This is a genomic window from Agathobaculum butyriciproducens, from assembly GCA_003096535.1.
Taxonomy (GTDB): Bacteria; Bacillota; Clostridia; order Oscillospirales; family Butyricicoccaceae; genus Agathobaculum; species Agathobaculum butyriciproducens.
On sequence record QEKJ01000023.1, the window covers coordinates 1 to 15,760 of the forward strand.

Sequence of the window (15,760 nt, forward strand, 5' to 3'; positions counted from 1 at the left end):
TGAATATCTGGATTACTACAACAACCGCAGGATCAAGGCAAAGCTAAAGGGCTTGCCGCCTGCAATTCACAGACAGCAAGCCCTTTCGGCTGCTTAAACAATTTTTACTTCAAAATATTGTCTAACTTTTTGGGGTCACTTCATTTTGAGCAGTATGTTTATGAAAAGCCGACTGTTTTTGTTGTTCAAGGGAAAGAAGTTGTCGTTACAAGTAGACGGTTAGCCGACGCATTAGCTAATCTGTCAGAACAAAGGCGCACTGTTCTGCTGATGAATTTCTTCCTCGGTTACAGCGAAAGAAAAATCGGGAATGAGTACGGAAGAAGCAGAAGTACAGTCAACTACTGGAAACTGGCGGCATTGAAGCAGTTAAGAAAAGAACTGGAGGAAACTGAACATGAGGAATAAGAAACTGATACCCTTTGAAACCATTGAGAAAGCTGTTGCCGGCGAGCCGGAAGCCATAGACGCGGTATTACGGCATTACACAGCGCGGATTAAATATCTGTCTACCTATCGCGGGCATATTAACGATGATATTCAAGACCGTCTGAAAGCACAGCTTATCAAAGCTATCCTGCAATTCCGTTTTGACAGGTAACAGATAGCAAAGCCAAAAACAGTCGTCAAGGATAAACTTTGCGCAAGCGTCCTTGATGACTGTTTCCGTCTTTGCTGTTGGGCAACCAAGAGAGCACAATCGGATAGACCGCTTGCGCTCTCAATCCAGTATGGAATGTTATGCGATAGGGTGCGTTTCTCGCTTGATTTAAGCGCGTTACAGCGACGATAGGGGCAAGGGTAAACCACCCTTAAAAATGACGTTCTACTGCGTAACATGGCAAACGATATTTTGTATTGTCGCTTCTGTTCCATTCTTTTCCGTTCCGGCGGCTCTGCCGTTATACCTTGCCCCAAAGGAGAGGGATTAGGGAAAGGATAGGAAAGGAATAGGTATTTGATTAAATCTGTATTTGTTTTTTCTTTAGTTAGTATATCTTTATTTAATTGCGTTGGATTATCCGATGTCGGAAAATCCAATATCGGATAATCCAACAACGGGAAAACCGAGATATGTGGTCTATGCTTTATCGGATAATTACCACAGGTTTGTTACGCAGTAGAGGGGAAAAAGCGCTTGATTTATGCGGCTTGCAGAACGTGTAAAACGTTTAGATGATATTTTATACTTCTACCCTCAAAAATGACGTTCTATTGCGTAACTTTGAGGTTAAATTTTAAATTTATATTTATAATAACATTACAAATTCAAACATAACGTGCAATATAATACAAGAAATAAGAATGAAATGCAAGATTTTCTTGTAATACTATTGACATTTACAAGAAACGTGGTAATATATAGTAGAAAGGAGCGTGAAAACATGACAAAAAGCGCAAGAATACAAGAGGGTGTTGTAGAATTTCTTGCAGATGGCTGTCCTCATACAGTTCAAGAAATTAAGAGCTTTCTACAGCAAGTCGGAATTTCTGATTATTCAGAGGGACAGTTTTCCGGTTCGATAAATACACTGCTCAGAAACCAATCTATCAAAAAAATTGATAGAGGAATTTATAAAATAAATCAAAATTTTGGAGGTAAAACTTTTATGAAAACTTGTTTTGTGGTATCTCCTATTGGAGATGTAGGAAGTGCAATAAGAATTAATGCGGATAAGCTATTTAAATATATCATTAGCCCAGTTTGTAAAAGTTGTGGTTTTGAACCTGTACGCGTAGACCAAATTAACGATTCTGATTCAATTACACAAACCATTATTGATAAGCTTTTATCATCAGAGCTTGTTATAGCTGATATTTCTGGACATAACCCTAATGTTTTTTATGAAATGGGATATAGAAAATGTACAGATAAGCCAATTATTCACCTTAAAAAGCAAGGTGAAAGCATACCATTCGATGTAAACACAGTAAGAACATTCGAGTATGATTTAACTGATTTGGATAATGTAGAAGAAACCAAAAAGCGTTTAGAACAAACAATAGAAACATTTTCTTTTGAAAATCAAGATGATACATTGGGGCAAGATGAGGAAGCCAACAAGCAAACCTTTACTCAAGGTATTCTTACTATGCTGTATCAAATCCAAGACTCTATTACGGAATTAAAAGAGCAAGTAAATAAAAAAGATACGGAAACTATACAAGCAATAATGCAAACTAGCCTAAACAATGTAAAAAAAGAGGAATCCGCTGATGCTATTATGATGAAAATGCTATTGCCTGAGTTGATTAAAAACCCTGAATCTTTTCAAAATTTAATACAGATTGCTGAAATAGCTAATAAATCTAAGAAGTAAATAAGGGACTGTCGCACTAGCAAATATTTTTTGCTGGGCGGCAGCCCTGCTTTATGCCCAAATGGGGGCGAAATCGGTTGTGATTTCGCCTCCATCACTTATAAACACAGTTCATTCCCAGACATCCCTTTCGGCATGCCTGATTTCAAACTGTTTTGTTTTCAACCATTAAAATCTATGCTGTCTTTAATGAAAATGAAAAAAGATGACTCCCCGTTCTTCCGGTCTGAATCTTGCAATGAAGCTTATTGATATTTCGTCCCATCGCCAAAAGGATGCTCTCTGCCAGTGCATTTGCTTTTCCTCGGTACAGATATCTTCGAAAATTCATGTCTTCCTTTACATCAGCAAATGAACCTTCGGCCTGAATACTGCGATTCATACGGAGCATCGTTCCATACTCACTTGTGATCCGTTCCAGATCTTCTGCGCGTTTCTGGCTCATTGTTTTTGAAACCATCAGCACTTTATTGCGCTTTTCCATAGGTGTTTTGCAGTTGTTTCCCTTGATACATTCCGTTTTATAAGGACAACCAGTGCAGTCTGGGCTTCTGTAATAAGTTTTTACACTGACATATCCGCTAGTTGTTTTACTTCTGCGTTCATTTGTGACAGTTAGTTCCCTTCCGTTGAGGCAGATGTAGCTGTCCCTGTCTGCATGGTACTCCATGTTTTCCCTTCTACTGATGTCTTTTTTGTATTTTCGGGTCTTCGAAATCTCATAGTTCTGCGGCTTTATATAGGCGGTCTGTCCGTTTTCCTCAATGAAAAGATAGTTTTCTTCACTTTCGTACCCGGCATCTGCAACGACTTCTGAATACTTAAATCCCAGGTGATTCTCCATGTCTTTCAAAAACGGGATCAGGGTACGTGTATCGGTAGGGTGCGGGCTGATATCGATCCATGTGATGTATTCGGAATCCACTCCATGCTGAATGTTATAAGCAGGCTTTAACTGTCCATTCAGCATCGCGTCCTCTTTCATTCTCATGAAGGTTGCGTCAGGGTCTGTTTTGGAATAGCTGTTTCTATCCCCAAGCGTATACAGCTTTTTTGTATATTCCTTTAGTTTCTCCAGATATTGATCCAGCTGTTCCAGAGATTTCTGTAATTGTGTTTTTCTACGCCCGATTCCATGTACAAACACAATTCCCTCCTGCACTTTTATGCGGCACAACTGCTTCTTTAACCGTTTTAATGTGTGGATGGATATCCGGTCTTGGTATACGGTCCTGATTCCATAGAGTTCTTCACATTCAGCCACAAAAGAAGATAGTTTTGTGTATAACCGGGCCTGATTTTTCGTAATAGCCCGTTTCCATACAAAGGTATATTTATTGGCTGCAGACTCGATCTTGGTGCCATCAATAAAAATGGTCTTTCCTGAGATCTCACCAAGAAGATAGAGCAGATCTGACATTTGGGCAAGCAGTACCTTTGCACAAGCCGAAAAATGCAGGGAGATAAAACGCGCGATCGTTGCATGGTCAGGAGCCGGCATTCCTTCAAGGAGATACATAAAGTTGATATCCCGTTTACATGCTTTTTGGATATCCCTGCTTGAGTAGATTCGATTCATTACTGCATAGATGACGAGTTTCAGCATCTGACGCGGCGTTGCCTGATTTTTTCCAATCCTGCTGTAAGTTTTATACAGTTCAGAAAGGTCCATTTCCTCCACAAAGGCACTTACCAGACGAACCGGATCATCAGATGGAATAGAAATCTCTAAATCCAGCGGAAGTTTGATTTGATAATACAGAGAAAAAGAGGTATAATCTCTCTGTATTATTTTGTTTAGTCGCATAAACTGATTATACCACGAACGCCGGGCTTTTCGAAGCTCGGCGTTTTGTGTTGGATATATAAAATGAGCTGTCGCACGTTAGTGCGACAGCCCCTTATTTTGCAACTCTGTCTATCGGACGTTAAGTTAATTTTTGTGAATACTTCCTTATCACTGTAAATCAAAGGTTTCTCCCGCTTTTACTCTGCAAATCTCACTCAATTTCCTCGTCGTGCTCCATGGCTCTGACAAGCGGCGCCACCATCTGCTTCTTCCGGCTGACAACGCCGGGCAGGACGACCGAATGCTCGCCGCAGTCGGTCTTGAAGGCCGCACGAACCAGCTGTTGCGCGCCCTTGCCGACGTAGAGCAGCTCTGTCTTTTCCTCGATGATGTTGGTCAGCATAGCGAACAGCATGGACAGACCGCTCGATGCCAGGCAGCTTTCCATGTACTCGAGCATTTTGTCGCGAATGCCGGACAGCTCGTTCTCACTGACACTCGTCACCTGCGAAATCGCAATCTTCTGATTCTGCGCCTGGAAATACTTGAAATCCATGTGGAACAGCTCATCCATCGAGCGATCGAGCAGACGCGAGCTGGAACGGAACATTTCTGTTGCATACTGCTTGATGTCCAGACCGACGATTTTCGCCAGCTCTTCTGCAGCCATGCGATCAAGCGGCGTACACGTCGGCGAGCGGAACATCAGCGTGTCCGACAGGATTGCCGAGCACAGCAGACCCGCGATTTTCGGCTCGATCTCCACGTTGTGCTCATGGTACATCTGCGTGATGATGGTCGCGGTGCAGCCGAGCGGCTGATTGCGGAAGTAGATTGGTCCGCTGGTCTCCACCGAGTCAATGCGGTGGTGGTCGATGATCTCAACAATATTGGTCGAACGAATACCTTCGGCGGCCTGATCGCGCTCGTTGTGATCGACCAGAATGACCGACGGACGCTCCAGATCCAGCAGGTTACGCTGTGAGAACATGCCGACGTATCGTCCCTGTTCATCCATCAGCGGGTAATAGCGGATACGCTTTTTGGAAACCGTGCGCTTTACATCCTCAACCGTTTCCTCCGGCTCGAAGGTGATAAGACCCTTTTTCCGCATCACATGCCGCACTGGAACCGCCTGACCGATAACCTTGACACAGGTGTAGGTATCATACGGGGTGGCGATGATGGAAACGCCGTTTTCCGAGGCTAGCTTTCGGATGGTGCGCGAAACCTTGGAGCCGAGGCCGATGACTATGCAGCCGGCGCTCATCTCAATGGCGCACAGCTGGCTTTCATAGCGGTTGCCGAGAATAACCATATCATTTTTGCCGATGTAGTCCTCGAGCACGTCCGGATTAGCCGCCGCAACGACCACACTGCCCTGCTCAAACCGCTGGTCAATATCGCCAACCTCGAGCGTGCCGTCAAGCACATCGACCAGATTCCGATAGCTGGTCTTGGCCTCCGCCAGCGCATTGGCGTCCTGATCCTCGATGTAGAAGCGCGCGATATCGCCCAGCGTCAGCAGACCCTTCAGGCGGCGATCCTCATCAACAACGGCCAGCGTCTGAATATCATTTTCGTTCATGTAATCCCATGCACGGTGCAGCGACAGCTCCTCGCTGATGCCCGGCACCTCGCGGTACTGCACATCGCTCAGGCGCGGCTCAAACGACTTGATGTAGCGCGGCGGCTCCACGCCGAAGCGTTCGAGCACAAATTTGGTCTCCGCATTGACGTGACCCGCGCGGCAGGCTATGTATTCTCCGCCGGTCAGCCTGCGCTTGAGGTGCGCGTAGCAGATTGCAGAGCAAATGGAATCCGTATCCGGATTGCGGTGTCCGATAACAAAAACTGGGTTCATGCACTGATGCTCCTTTATGTGATAAGGGATGGCTCCCCTTCGGAATCCGTTTGATGGAATGAAACCTTGTGGTTTGATTGTATCATTTAACCGGGGAAATCGCAAGGTATGGAAGAGGAATCCAACTCAAAACCATCTGCGGCCGCACTGCGTAGGCGATGGAGCTGACAGCACGGATTCCGCCGCTGCACCGAAAATCCTGCCGAAGTCCGCTTCTCCGTCTGCTCACCTACCTTTTGAAAAACCGAAAATCGCAGCAGTCACCGCCGCAGCCCAACGTTTTTGTGCGCGAAAAGCCAAGCTTGCGCAGTCCGCCATAGGTCACGTCATCCACGTCGCAAAACAGCGGACACAGCTCCGGACAGCCGTTGTCCCGGCACGCCGTGTGCCAGAGACACTTGGTGATCGACGCGGAAAAGTGCGTTTTATCGTGTGCCTGTGTGCTCTCCCACAGGTCAGAGGTACGCATGATTTTGAGAAAACAATAGCTGTAAATCCGATAAAATCCCGGCACAAGCTCCATTTTCGCCGTGAAAGCGTGCTTTTCTGCCGCCACCCAGTCCATCATGTACGTCCGCATGTGCGTAAAGGTTTCCTCCGCAGGCAGCTCTGCCTGCAGCACCTTGTACAGCGCAATGCGCGGCAGAATGGTCTGCACCAGTGTTTTCATCTGGTTTTTGGACCTATTTGCTGCGGTTTTGATTAACCTATCCAGCATTTTTTCCTGTCGTGAAAACAGCGAGCCGCCCCTGCTTCCGCCGAAGGTCTGTATCAGAAATACCTTAATTTGCTTTTGCTGTTTGCTTTGCATAATTCCTTCATCTCTTTGCTTTTATGGGATTCCAGTGTCAATCCATAGTTAGTTCACCCTAACTATACCACACTGACTTCCAATATACCATCCTGATACACAAAATTCCCTGCCGATAATCGACATAGTATTGCTTTTTCGGCATAGCCTGATCGAGCTTCACTTCCCATATCATTCCGTCAGATACTATGGCGCACATCAAAAACGGCTCTTTCCCGAAGGCAAGAACCGTTTCCCTTTGTCTTACATACCCAGAAACTGTACATACTCTGCGGCGGACATCAGCGGCGCATCCAGTTGTGTACGGGGCTCTGCTGTGACCTCGCCCTGTGCCGCAAACTCATATCCGGCCTGCTCGGTCAGCAGCGGACTTTTGAGCGGGATCAGACGGTCTGCAAAATTCTTAAGCAGCGCCGTCATGTTCCACGAGTACACTGGCGAGTCCAAGCAGACCACATCCGCAGACTGATATGCGCGAAGCAGCTTCTCCATGTCATCGTGCTGCACGCACTGTCCGATGCTGTAATCGCCAAGATGGTACAGCTCGGTTTCCGCTCCGGCACGAGCCGCGCCCGCCAGAAAGACCCCGAGCATGCGTCCAGCGGCACTCTTTTCGCCCGCTGGACTGCCGTTGAATGCCGTAAATTTCATTGTTTTCTTTCCTCTTTCGTTTGCTGAAACCTATTGCAGCAAGCAAACGAGAGGGAAACAAGGAACGCTCCGTAGCGTCCAAAAAGCTCGCCGGTTTATCCCCTTCCCAAAATCGCATCCAGGTCCTGCTGCGGATTGGTGGTCGGGTGCAGATCGTAGGTCTCCACCAGTGTTTTGACCACGGTTTCCGACAGAAACGCCGGCAGCGTCGGTCCAAGGTAAATATTCTTCACGCCGAGCGCAAGCAGCGTCAGCAGGATGCACACCGCCTTCTGCTCGTACCACGAGAGCACGAGCGTGAGCGGCAGGTCGTTGACCGTGCAGCCGAACGCATCCGCCAGTGCAAGCGCAACCTTGATGGCGCTGTACGCATCATTGCACTGGCCCATATCCAGAATGCGCGGCAGGCCGCCGATTTCGCCCAGATCGAGGTCATTGAAGCGGTATTTGCCGCACGCAAGCGTCAGAACCAGCGTATCCATCGGCGTGGATTTGACAAACTCGGTGTAGTAATTTCTGCCCGGATGCGCGCCGTCACAGCCGCCGACCAGAAAGATATGCCGCACCTTGCCGCTCTTGATGAGCGAGATGATCTCCTCCGCGTGAGCCAGCACCGCGCCGTGTGCAAAGCCCGTCATCAGCATATGCCCGCCGTTGATGCCGCTCATGCTGTGGTCGTGCTCGTACCCGCCGAGCGCGAGCGCCTGCTCGATGATGGGCGAAAAGTCCTTGCGGCCGCACGCATCCGCCTCGATATGGCGCAGACCCGCATAGCCCACCACCGAAGTCGTGTACACGCGGTCCTGATAGCTTGGGCGCTGCGGCATCAGACAGTTGGTGGTGAACAGCACCGGCGCGGGAATGTTCTCGAACTCCGTCTGCTGGCTCTGCCATGCCGTGCCGAAATTGCCCGCAAGGTGCGGATGTTTTTTCAGTCCCGGATAGCCGTGCGCGGGCAGCATTTCGCTGTGCGTGTAGATGTTGATGCCCTTTCCCGCCGTCTGCTCGAGCAGCTGCGCTAAGTCGCCCAGGTCGTGCCCGGAAACCACGATGAACGGGCCTTTTTTGATGTCGGTCGGCACTTTTGCGGGCTGCGGCGTGCCGAATGTGCCCGTATTGGCCTCATCGAGCAGCTCCATGCACCGGAAATTCACCTGCCCGAACTCGACGATCAGCGCCAGCCATTCCTCGACCGAATGCGGGCGATTGACCGCGCACAGGCCCTTGTAAAACCACGCGCTCACCTCGTCATCCGTGTAGCCAAGATTCATCGCGTGGTGTGCATAGGCGGCCATGCCTTTCATGCCGAACAGCAGCGTGGAACGCAGCGAAACCGTATCCGTGTCGCCCTTCCACAGCTCCACGACCGCACACGGTTTTCCGCCGAATTTCTCTCGTTCCGCGCGTACCCGCTCGGTGAATTCCGCAATCGCCTGATTGTCAAAATTGACATTGGTCAAGGTGATGAACAGGCCGTCCATCAGCAGCCGGTCGACGATTTGTGTGCGTTGACCGGCCGCAGCTGCCGCCTCGGCCAAGCGAATGAGTTCGTACACCAGCTCATCCTGCAGCGCTGCCGTATCCGGCTGCTTGCCGCAGACACCCACGCTCACGCAGCACTTGTTGCCTGCGGTCTGCTGGCACTGAAAGCAAAACATATCTGACATGAAAACACACTCCTTTTACGAGTAGTGTTGCCAAATTTGTCAGAAGGTATGCGTTGTTTTTTGTTTCTTCAGCTGCTTCTGCGCCTCCAGATACATGGGTTCGGTATCGCACCGATCGTTGGTATCCTGCTCAGCGAGATTGCACTCGACGGCAAGGCATCTACTCTGTCCACCGAAGCGTTTCGGTGGGATTGGTTTGGGTAATCTTCCAAAATCATTCGTGCACCAGGACAATCACATTCCTGCATCGTCTACTAAGATAAAAAGGCTGACCGGATTTCCGGCCGGCTTTTTTCTCCCCGTGCGCGATACTGTCCGCAAATTTTATCCATATTATTAAAACTGTGAAAAATGCCTTGCATATTCCACATAAAAAGTGCTATAATCATTGCGAAAAAATAAAAAAGGAGGCAAGTCCTATGGACAGTTGTGACAGACGAAATGTACATATGACGATGGATACAGACTATACTGCTGTTTCGAGTGTCCGTAAGCATCCTCTTTTGAAATAAGCGCCGAGCCTTGCTCCATCGTGATGAACAAGTCCACAACTGATGTTTGTGTCACTGTATCTGTTACGGTGGATTTTTTGTGCCCTTTTCCGGGCACAGAAGGAGGCTGATTATGAAAAAAGCAACATGGAAAAAAACATCTTTTGCCGAGAAAATCGTTGAGATCATCCGCACCTCCCCTTCGATCAATGAGATGCGGGAGCAGCTGCAGGATTATCACGACAACGATATCGCACAAAGCCTGCAATTCCTAAACCGCGCGGAACGCAATCTGCTGTACAGCGCACTTGATGCGGAATGGCTGGCAGAAATCATCTCCTATCTGGATGATCCGGCGGAATACATTGATGAAATCGGCATTGACAAGCTGGCCGAAATTCTGAACGAAATGGATGCGGACGACGCGGTCGATCTGTGGGAGAACATCGACGAGAGCGTAAAAGTAAAGCTGCGCCCGATGATCGATGACGAAACCAAGTCAGCCATCCTGCTTATCAATTCCTATGACGACAGCGAAGTCGGCAGCCTGATCACGACCAACTACATCTGCATCAAGCAGAACCTGACCATTCGGCAGGCCATGCACGAGCTGGTAAAGCAGGCCGGTGAAAATGACAACATTGGAACGATTTATGTAGTCGATGATAAAAACCGCTTCTGCGGTGCAATCGACCTGAAGGATCTCATCGTTGCCCGAGAGAACGTTCCGCTGGATTCCATCATCAGCTACGCGTATCCGTATCTGCTCGACCACGAGAAAATCTCAGAGAGCATCGAGAAGATCAAAGATTATGCCGAAGACTCCCTGCCGGTGCTGAATAAGGATAGAAAGATCATCGGTATCATCACCGCACAGGACGTTGTCGAGGCCGTGGATGACGAGCTCGGCGAGGACTATGCAAAGCTCGCCGGTTTGTCCGCCGAGGAGGATCTCAACGAAACCACCAGGGAAAGCATGAAAAAGCGCCTGCCGTGGCTGATCATCCTGCTGTTCCTCGGCATGGGCGTTTCGACCGTTGTCGGTGCATTTGAAGGCGTTGTAGCCGTGCTGCCGGTCGTTATCTGCTTCCAGTCGCTGATTCTCGATATGGCCGGCAACGTTGGTACGCAGTCGCTGGCGGTTACGATTCGTGTGCTGATGGATGAAAACCTGAGTGCTAAGGACAAGCTGCACCTCACCTTCAAGGAAATGAAGGTCGGCACCTGCAACGGCGCGCTGCTCGGCATTATGGCGCTTGTCTTTCTCGGTGCATACATAGCGCTGTTCAAGGGCTATGCCATCGGACATGCGTTCCTGATCTCCGGCTGCGTTGGCATATCACTGCTTGTAGCGATCGTGATTTCCAGTCTGGTCGGTACGCTCGTACCGATCCTGTTCCATAAAATCAAGGTAGACCCGGCGGTTGCGTCCGGTCCGTTGATTACGACGATCAACGATCTGGTTGCCGTTGTAACATATTACGGTCTGGCATGGATTCTGCTGATTCAGCTTTTGCATATTGTTTGAGCGAAAAAACACCCTCTATATCGAATGATATAGAGGGTGTTTGCTATCTGTTTTTGCTTTTAATCATGCTTTCTGCGGATACCGAAGTACGCCAGTCCCATTGCGGACAGACCGCACAGAGCCGCCCACAGACCGCCGATATCGCCGGTTTTCGGAACGCTGGACGTCGGAGTCTTGCTGTCGGGAATGTTCACTGTCTTCGTTTTATCCGGCGTCTTGGTCTGTGTTGCCGGCTTGGTCGTCGGAACCTTGCTGTCCGGGATGTTCTCCGTCGGCTTCAGCGGATCAAGCGGCGTAGGCTGATCCGGAATGTCAACCGGAGGCTTCGGATCCGGATCGGGATCGGGAGTCGGTTTCGGGTCCGGCTTGTGGTGACCGCCGCCGCCACCGCCGCCGCCGGATTTCTTGCTGTTGGTGATGGTGAAGCCATCTGCCATGCTGCCGGAAATCGAGGTATTAAAGCCGTCAACGGCCTCCTCTTCGACGGTATAGGTGTAAGCGCTATCCAGATTTGCAAAGGTGTACGACCAGGTCTTGCCGTCCTTGTCGGTCATGGAATAAAAAAGCATCCCGCTTGCTGTGCTTCAGCAAGTAGGATGTTGTTATATGCCCTTATTCTTCCTCGTCCGCCAGCTTTGCCACGCGGACAAATTCATCCATTTCGCGTGTGCGCCATTTCTCCTTGTGGCTGAAAATCTGGCGGTAGAGCGAAATATAGCAGTCCTCGACCGACAAACGGACCAGCCTTCCCTCTTTTACGCTGTTCTCGACTGCGTACCACGGCAGAAAGGATACACCGCGGTCAATCTCAAGCATGCGAATGAGCAGCGAGGTATCACCGCACTCGAGCGACGGCGTAAGGATGGTCCGCCGCGCGGCAAGACGGCGGTTGAGTACACGGCGATAGTTATCCTGCTCGGTAAGGAAAAAAGGCTGCGTGAGCAGTTCCTCAATCGTCAGCTCTTTTCCGCCCAGCTTCTCGCGCAGCGATGCAGACGCCACAAATACGATCTCCTCACGCTGCTCCATCAGCTTGTTCCAGTTGTTGCTGTACAGCGGCTCATCGAGCACATAGATCATGTCCAGCTCGCCGCGTTCCATGTGCTCGATCAAATCTTCCGGCTCACCGACCGTGATGCGGATAGACACTTTCGGGTTGAATTTGCGGTACAGATGCAGCACTGTCGGCAGTTTGAGACATGCAAGCGACTCAATCGTGCCGATATGCAGCGAACCGTGCAGCTCTGCCGTAGATGTGACCGACATGCGCGCCTGATTGACCTGATTCATCACGTCGCACGCATGGCTGAAAAAACGCTCGCCCGTGTCGGTCAGCGCGATACGCTTGCCCATGCGGTCGAACAGACGCGTGTCCAGTTCCTCCTCCAGCTGGCGTATCTGCACCGTTACCGCCGACTGTGAGTAGCCGAGGCTCTCTGCTGCGCGTGAAAAACTCTTAAACTGTGCTACTCGAATAAAGGTTGCAAGCTGCCGAAGCTCCATGAATTTCCCTCTCTCCCCTATATTATCAATATTTTAAATCGAAATGATAAAATATATGAATTTGACTTAACCCATCAAACAGAATATACTAAATCTGCAAAGAGGTCAAGAAAGAAATTGGAGGTTTACCACAGATTTTTTAATTATCCTTTTTACACAAAAACCGCGTCCTATTTTACAGCATTTCGCCTAAAATAAGCGGTTCTTTTTGTGTCCGGAGGCAAAAAATCTCGGCAGACTTCCACGGCAGCAGACCAAAGAGGGGCAAACAAACGGCCTGCGCCGCAAAGGGTAACACCGCATAACCGAACTGTGTGGTGCTGCCCGCAAAAAAAGGAGGAAAAAGAAATGGAAGAAAAGAAAAAATTCAAACTCGGATTACTGCCCAAGCTCATCATCGCCATCATTGTCGGCATCCTGTTTGGCCAGTTCCTGCCGGAAGGCTTCTGCCGCTTTGTGGTAACGCTCTCGTCGTTCTTCAGCCAGTTCCTGTCGTTTATCATCCCGCTGATGATCCTCGCGTATGTTACCATGGGCATTGCTAACCTCAAGAGCGGCGCGGGCAAGCTGCTGCTCATCACGGTTGCCATCGCCTACTGCTCGACCCTGATTGCAGGCTCGGCTTCGTTCTTTGTAGCCGACACCCTGTTCCCGCACTTCATGAGTGCGGACGCGCTCGACAAGATCGCCGCAACCGCAGGCAACTCGCTGGAGCCGTACTTCAGCCTGGAAATTCCGGCGCTGATGAACACGCTGTCCGCTGTTGTTACGGCGTTTGTGCTCGGTCTGTGCATGTCCAGCCTGCGCGGCAAGACCATCGGCGACACGCTGTACAACGGCGTTTCCGACTTCTCCGGCATCATTGACTGCGTACTGCACAAGGTCATCATTCCGCTGCTGCCGCTTTACATTTGCGGCACGTTCACCGATATGACCAAGTCCGGCAAGACCTTTACCATCCTCGGTATTCTGTGGAAGGTATTCATCGTTGTTATCATCATGCACCTGATCTGCATCTGCATCCAGTTCGTAATTGCAGGTCTGGTCAGCCACAAGAACCCGTTCACGCTCATCCGCAACCAGATTCCGGGCTACGCAACCGCACTGGGCACCCAGTCCTCTGCGGCTACCATTCCGGTCAACCTGCAGTGCGCTGAGGCAGACGGCGTTTCCTCGGAAATTCGCAACTTCACCGTTCCGCTGTGCGCGAACATCCACATGGCAGGCTCGATGATTACCATTACCGCCTGTGCGACTGCCGTCTGCCTGATGAACCAGCTGCCGATCTCCATCGGCACCGTTATCCCGTTCATCATGACGCTCGGCATTGCCATGGTGGCGTCTCCCGGTGCGCCGGGCGGCTCCATTATGACCGCCCTGCCCTTCCTGTACATGATCTTCGGCACCGAGGCCGGCGACCCGAGCGGCCCGATCTGCGCCATCATGGTTGCACTGTACATCACGCAGGACTCGTTCGGCACCGCCTGCAACGTTTCCGGCGACAACGCGATCGGCGTGATCGTGGAGACCATCTACCGCAAGTTTATCTGCAAATCCTCCGCTCAGTAAGGAGAATCCCCTATGTCCTTTATCAGTGTTTTTGATGTGCTGGGACCGAATATGATCGGTCCCTCCAGCTCCCATACCGCCGGCGCAGCCGTTATCGCGTATCTGGCGCATAAGATGATCGCGCCGCCGCTTAAAAAGGTGGATTTTACGCTGTACGGCTCGTTTGCCAAGACCTATCACGGCCACGGCACTGACCGTGCGCTGCTCGGCGGCATCATGGGCTTTTCGACCGATGACACCCGCATCCGCAATTCGTTTTCGATTGCGACCGAGCGCGGTCTGTCCTACTCATTCACGCCGTGTGAGACCGAGACCGATGTTCATCCGAACACCGTGGACATCCACATGGAGAATGCCGCCGGTCAGGTGATGACCATCCGCGGTGAGTCGCTCGGCGGCGGCAAGTGCCGCATCGCGCGCATTAACGGCGTTGAGGTTGACTTTACCGGTGAATACAGCACGGTTATCGTCGTTCAGCAGGACAAGCCGGGCGTTGTGGCGCACATCACCAAGGTGCTCAGCGACAAGGGTGTAAACATTGCGTTCATGCGCCTGTTCCGCGAGTCCAAGGGCAACACCGCTTACACAATCGTCGAATCGGACGGTCATTTCCCCGAGGGCATTGAGGAACCGCTCAAAAACAATCCCAACGTCCACGACGTCATGATCATCGAACCGTAAGGAGGAGAGCAGATTATGGATTTCAAAAACGCATCCGAGCTGCTTGCACTCTGCACGCAGCAGCAGCTCCCCATTTCCGAGATCATGCGCCGCCGCGAGTGCCAGCTGGGCGAAACTGCGCGTGATGAGGTCACGCACCGTATGAAGAAAGCACTCGAAATCATGCGCTCATCCGCGCTGACACCGCTCAAAACGCCGGTCAAGTCCATGGGCGGCCTGATTGGCGGCGAGGCAAAAAAACTGGCGCAGCACGCGGCCAAAGGCCACTCCATCTGCGGGGATGTGCTGCACAAAGCGGCGCAGTACGCGATGGCAGTACTTGAGGTAAATGCTTCTATGGGCCTGATTGTCGCAGCGCCGACCGCAGGCAGCGCCGGTGTTCTGCCGGGCATGCTGTTTGCCCTGCAGGACCGCTACAACATCTCGGATGAACGGCTGATCGACGCCCTGTTCAACGCCGGTGCGATCGGCTACCTTGCCATGCGCAACGCAACCGTTGCAGGCGCGGTCGGCGGCTGTCAGGCTGAGGTCGGCATCGCATCCGCAATGGCGGCCAGCGCGGCTGTCGAGCTGATGGGCGGCAAGCCTGAGCAGTGTCTTGACGCGGCCTCCACCGTGCTGATGAACATGCTCGGTCTGGTCTGCGACCCGGTCGGCGGACTGGTCGAGTATCCATGCCAGAACCGCAACGCGGCAGGTGTAGCCAACGCGCTCGTTGCCGCTGAGCTCTCGCTCGCGGGCATTCACCAGTTTATCCCGTTCGATGAAATGCTCGATACCATGTACGCGGTCGGCCGCCGCATCCCCATCGAGCTGCGCGAGACTGCCCTCGGCGGCTGCGCTGCCACACCGTCTGCATGTGCGAAATGCGGACTGTGCTCTTAA

General features: G+C 50.9%; 16 protein-coding genes. 9 read left to right on the plus strand and 7 right to left on the minus strand.

Going from position 1 to position 15,760, the window contains the following annotated elements; genetic code table 11:
* The 4 genes from C7386_RS12035 to C7386_RS12050 form a co-directional block, all read left to right on the plus strand.
* On the plus strand, positions 1-97 hold a 97-nt coding region (locus C7386_RS12035), incomplete at its 5' end, for an IS3 family transposase (protein ID WP_133241578.1).
* Positions 98-129: 32 nt separating this feature from the next.
* Positions 130-408, plus strand: a complete 279-nt coding sequence (locus tag C7386_RS12040) for an RNA polymerase sigma factor (RefSeq protein ID WP_318261302.1) — start codon at positions 130-132, stop codon at positions 406-408.
* Positions 398-601, plus strand: coding sequence for a helix-turn-helix domain-containing protein (locus tag C7386_RS12045; RefSeq protein WP_006876091.1), 204 nt, complete (start codon positions 398-400; stop codon positions 599-601). Before C7386_RS12040 ends, C7386_RS12045 begins: the two co-directional genes overlap by 11 nt.
* Before the next feature lie 784 nt (positions 602-1,385).
* Entirely contained in the window at positions 1,386-2,321 is a 936-nt protein-coding gene (locus tag C7386_RS12050; RefSeq protein WP_116705607.1) for a nucleoside 2-deoxyribosyltransferase, read from the plus strand.
* Positions 2,322-2,496: 175 nt separating this feature from the next.
* Here C7386_RS12050 and C7386_RS12055 read toward each other — a convergent pair whose 3' ends face one another.
* The 5 genes from C7386_RS12055 to hcp form a co-directional block, all read right to left on the minus strand.
* Positions 2,497-4,128, minus strand: coding sequence for an IS1182 family transposase (locus C7386_RS12055; RefSeq protein ID WP_116705608.1), 1,632 nt, complete (start codon positions 4,126-4,128; stop codon positions 2,497-2,499).
* A gap of 193 nt (positions 4,129-4,321) precedes the next feature.
* On the minus strand, positions 4,322-5,974 hold the full coding sequence (locus C7386_RS12060; RefSeq protein WP_116705609.1) for a putative manganese-dependent inorganic diphosphatase: 1,653 nt from the start codon (positions 5,972-5,974) through the stop codon (positions 4,322-4,324).
* Positions 5,975-6,203: 229 nt separating this feature from the next.
* On the minus strand, positions 6,204-6,644 hold the full coding sequence (locus C7386_RS12065) for an L-2-amino-thiazoline-4-carboxylic acid hydrolase (protein WP_165815555.1): 441 nt from the start codon (positions 6,642-6,644) through the stop codon (positions 6,204-6,206).
* Between the two features lie 384 nt (positions 6,645-7,028).
* Positions 7,029-7,436: a flavodoxin family protein gene (locus tag C7386_RS12070; protein WP_110435603.1), complete on the minus strand. Its 408-nt coding sequence runs from the start codon at positions 7,434-7,436 to the stop codon at positions 7,029-7,031.
* A 95-nt stretch (positions 7,437-7,531) separates the two neighbouring features.
* Entirely contained in the window at positions 7,532-9,103 is a 1,572-nt protein-coding gene (hcp, locus tag C7386_RS12075) for a hydroxylamine reductase (protein WP_116705611.1), read from the minus strand.
* Positions 9,104-9,163: 60 nt separating this feature from the next.
* On the opposite strand from hcp, the gene C7386_RS13535 reads away from it, so the two are divergent.
* Both C7386_RS13535 and mgtE read left to right on the plus strand, forming a co-directional pair.
* A complete protein-coding gene (locus C7386_RS13535) occupies positions 9,164-9,307 on the plus strand; it encodes a hypothetical protein (RefSeq protein ID WP_158557367.1) in 144 nt (47 codons plus the stop codon).
* A 420-nt stretch (positions 9,308-9,727) separates the two neighbouring features.
* On the plus strand, positions 9,728-11,122 hold the full coding sequence (mgtE, locus tag C7386_RS12080; RefSeq protein ID WP_116705612.1) for a magnesium transporter: 1,395 nt from the start codon (positions 9,728-9,730) through the stop codon (positions 11,120-11,122).
* 59 nt (positions 11,123-11,181) lie between these two features.
* Here mgtE and C7386_RS12085 read toward each other — a convergent pair whose 3' ends face one another.
* Positions 11,182-11,676 carry a Cna B-type domain-containing protein gene (locus C7386_RS12085; protein WP_318261303.1) on the minus strand — a complete coding sequence of 165 codons (495 nt, stop codon included), beginning with the start codon at positions 11,674-11,676 and terminating at the stop codon, positions 11,182-11,184.
* Between the two features lie 58 nt (positions 11,677-11,734).
* Complete coding sequence (locus C7386_RS12090; protein ID WP_116705613.1) at positions 11,735-12,625, minus strand: LysR family transcriptional regulator; 891 nt, start codon at positions 12,623-12,625, stop codon at positions 11,735-11,737.
* 348 nt (positions 12,626-12,973) lie between these two features.
* Here C7386_RS12090 and C7386_RS12095 point away from each other — a divergent pair, with 348 nt between their 5' ends.
* Genes C7386_RS12095 through sdaAA form a run of 3 tightly spaced genes read left to right on the plus strand, consistent with a single transcriptional unit; the run spans position 12,974 to position 15,760 of the window.
* The gene (locus C7386_RS12095; RefSeq protein WP_116705614.1) at positions 12,974-14,194 is read left to right on the plus strand and encodes a dicarboxylate/amino acid:cation symporter; all 1,221 of its coding nucleotides are present in this window, start codon (positions 12,974-12,976) and stop codon (positions 14,192-14,194) included.
* A gap of 12 nt (positions 14,195-14,206) precedes the next feature.
* The gene (gene sdaAB / locus C7386_RS12100) at positions 14,207-14,875 is read left to right on the plus strand and encodes an L-serine ammonia-lyase, iron-sulfur-dependent subunit beta (RefSeq protein ID WP_116705615.1); all 669 of its coding nucleotides are present in this window, start codon (positions 14,207-14,209) and stop codon (positions 14,873-14,875) included.
* A gap of 15 nt (positions 14,876-14,890) precedes the next feature.
* Positions 14,891-15,760, plus strand: coding sequence for an L-serine ammonia-lyase, iron-sulfur-dependent, subunit alpha (sdaAA, locus tag C7386_RS12105; protein WP_116705616.1), 870 nt, complete (start codon positions 14,891-14,893; stop codon positions 15,758-15,760).

Bases quoted from the DNA above. Each gene is read 5' to 3' on its own strand.
- C7386_RS12045 (WP_006876091.1), top strand. From the start codon at position 398: ATGAGGAATAAGAAACTGATACCCTTTGAAACCATTGAGAAAGCTGTT.
- C7386_RS12050 (WP_116705607.1), top strand. From the start codon at position 1,386: ATGACAAAAAGCGCAAGAATACAAGAGGGTGTTGTAGAATTTCTTGCA.
- C7386_RS12055 (WP_116705608.1), bottom strand. From the start codon at position 4,128: ATGCGACTAAACAAAATAATACAGAGAGATTATACCTCTTTTTCTCTG.
- C7386_RS12060 (WP_116705609.1), bottom strand. From the start codon at position 5,974: ATGAACCCAGTTTTTGTTATCGGACACCGCAATCCGGATACGGATTCC.
- C7386_RS12065 (WP_165815555.1), bottom strand. From the start codon at position 6,644: ATGAAAACACTGGTGCAGACCATTCTGCCGCGCATTGCGCTGTACAAG.
- C7386_RS12070 (WP_110435603.1), bottom strand. From the start codon at position 7,436: ATGAAATTTACGGCATTCAACGGCAGTCCAGCGGGCGAAAAGAGTGCC.
- hcp (WP_116705611.1), bottom strand. From the start codon at position 9,103: ATGTCAGATATGTTTTGCTTTCAGTGCCAGCAGACCGCAGGCAACAAG.
- mgtE (WP_116705612.1), top strand. From the start codon at position 9,728: ATGAAAAAAGCAACATGGAAAAAAACATCTTTTGCCGAGAAAATCGTT.
- C7386_RS12085 (WP_318261303.1), bottom strand. From the start codon at position 11,676: ATGACCGACAAGGACGGCAAGACCTGGTCGTACACCTTTGCAAATCTG.
- C7386_RS12090 (WP_116705613.1), bottom strand. From the start codon at position 12,625: ATGGAGCTTCGGCAGCTTGCAACCTTTATTCGAGTAGCACAGTTTAAG.
- C7386_RS12095 (WP_116705614.1), top strand. From the start codon at position 12,974: ATGGAAGAAAAGAAAAAATTCAAACTCGGATTACTGCCCAAGCTCATC.
- sdaAB (WP_116705615.1), top strand. From the start codon at position 14,207: ATGTCCTTTATCAGTGTTTTTGATGTGCTGGGACCGAATATGATCGGT.
- sdaAA (WP_116705616.1), top strand. From the start codon at position 14,891: ATGGATTTCAAAAACGCATCCGAGCTGCTTGCACTCTGCACGCAGCAG.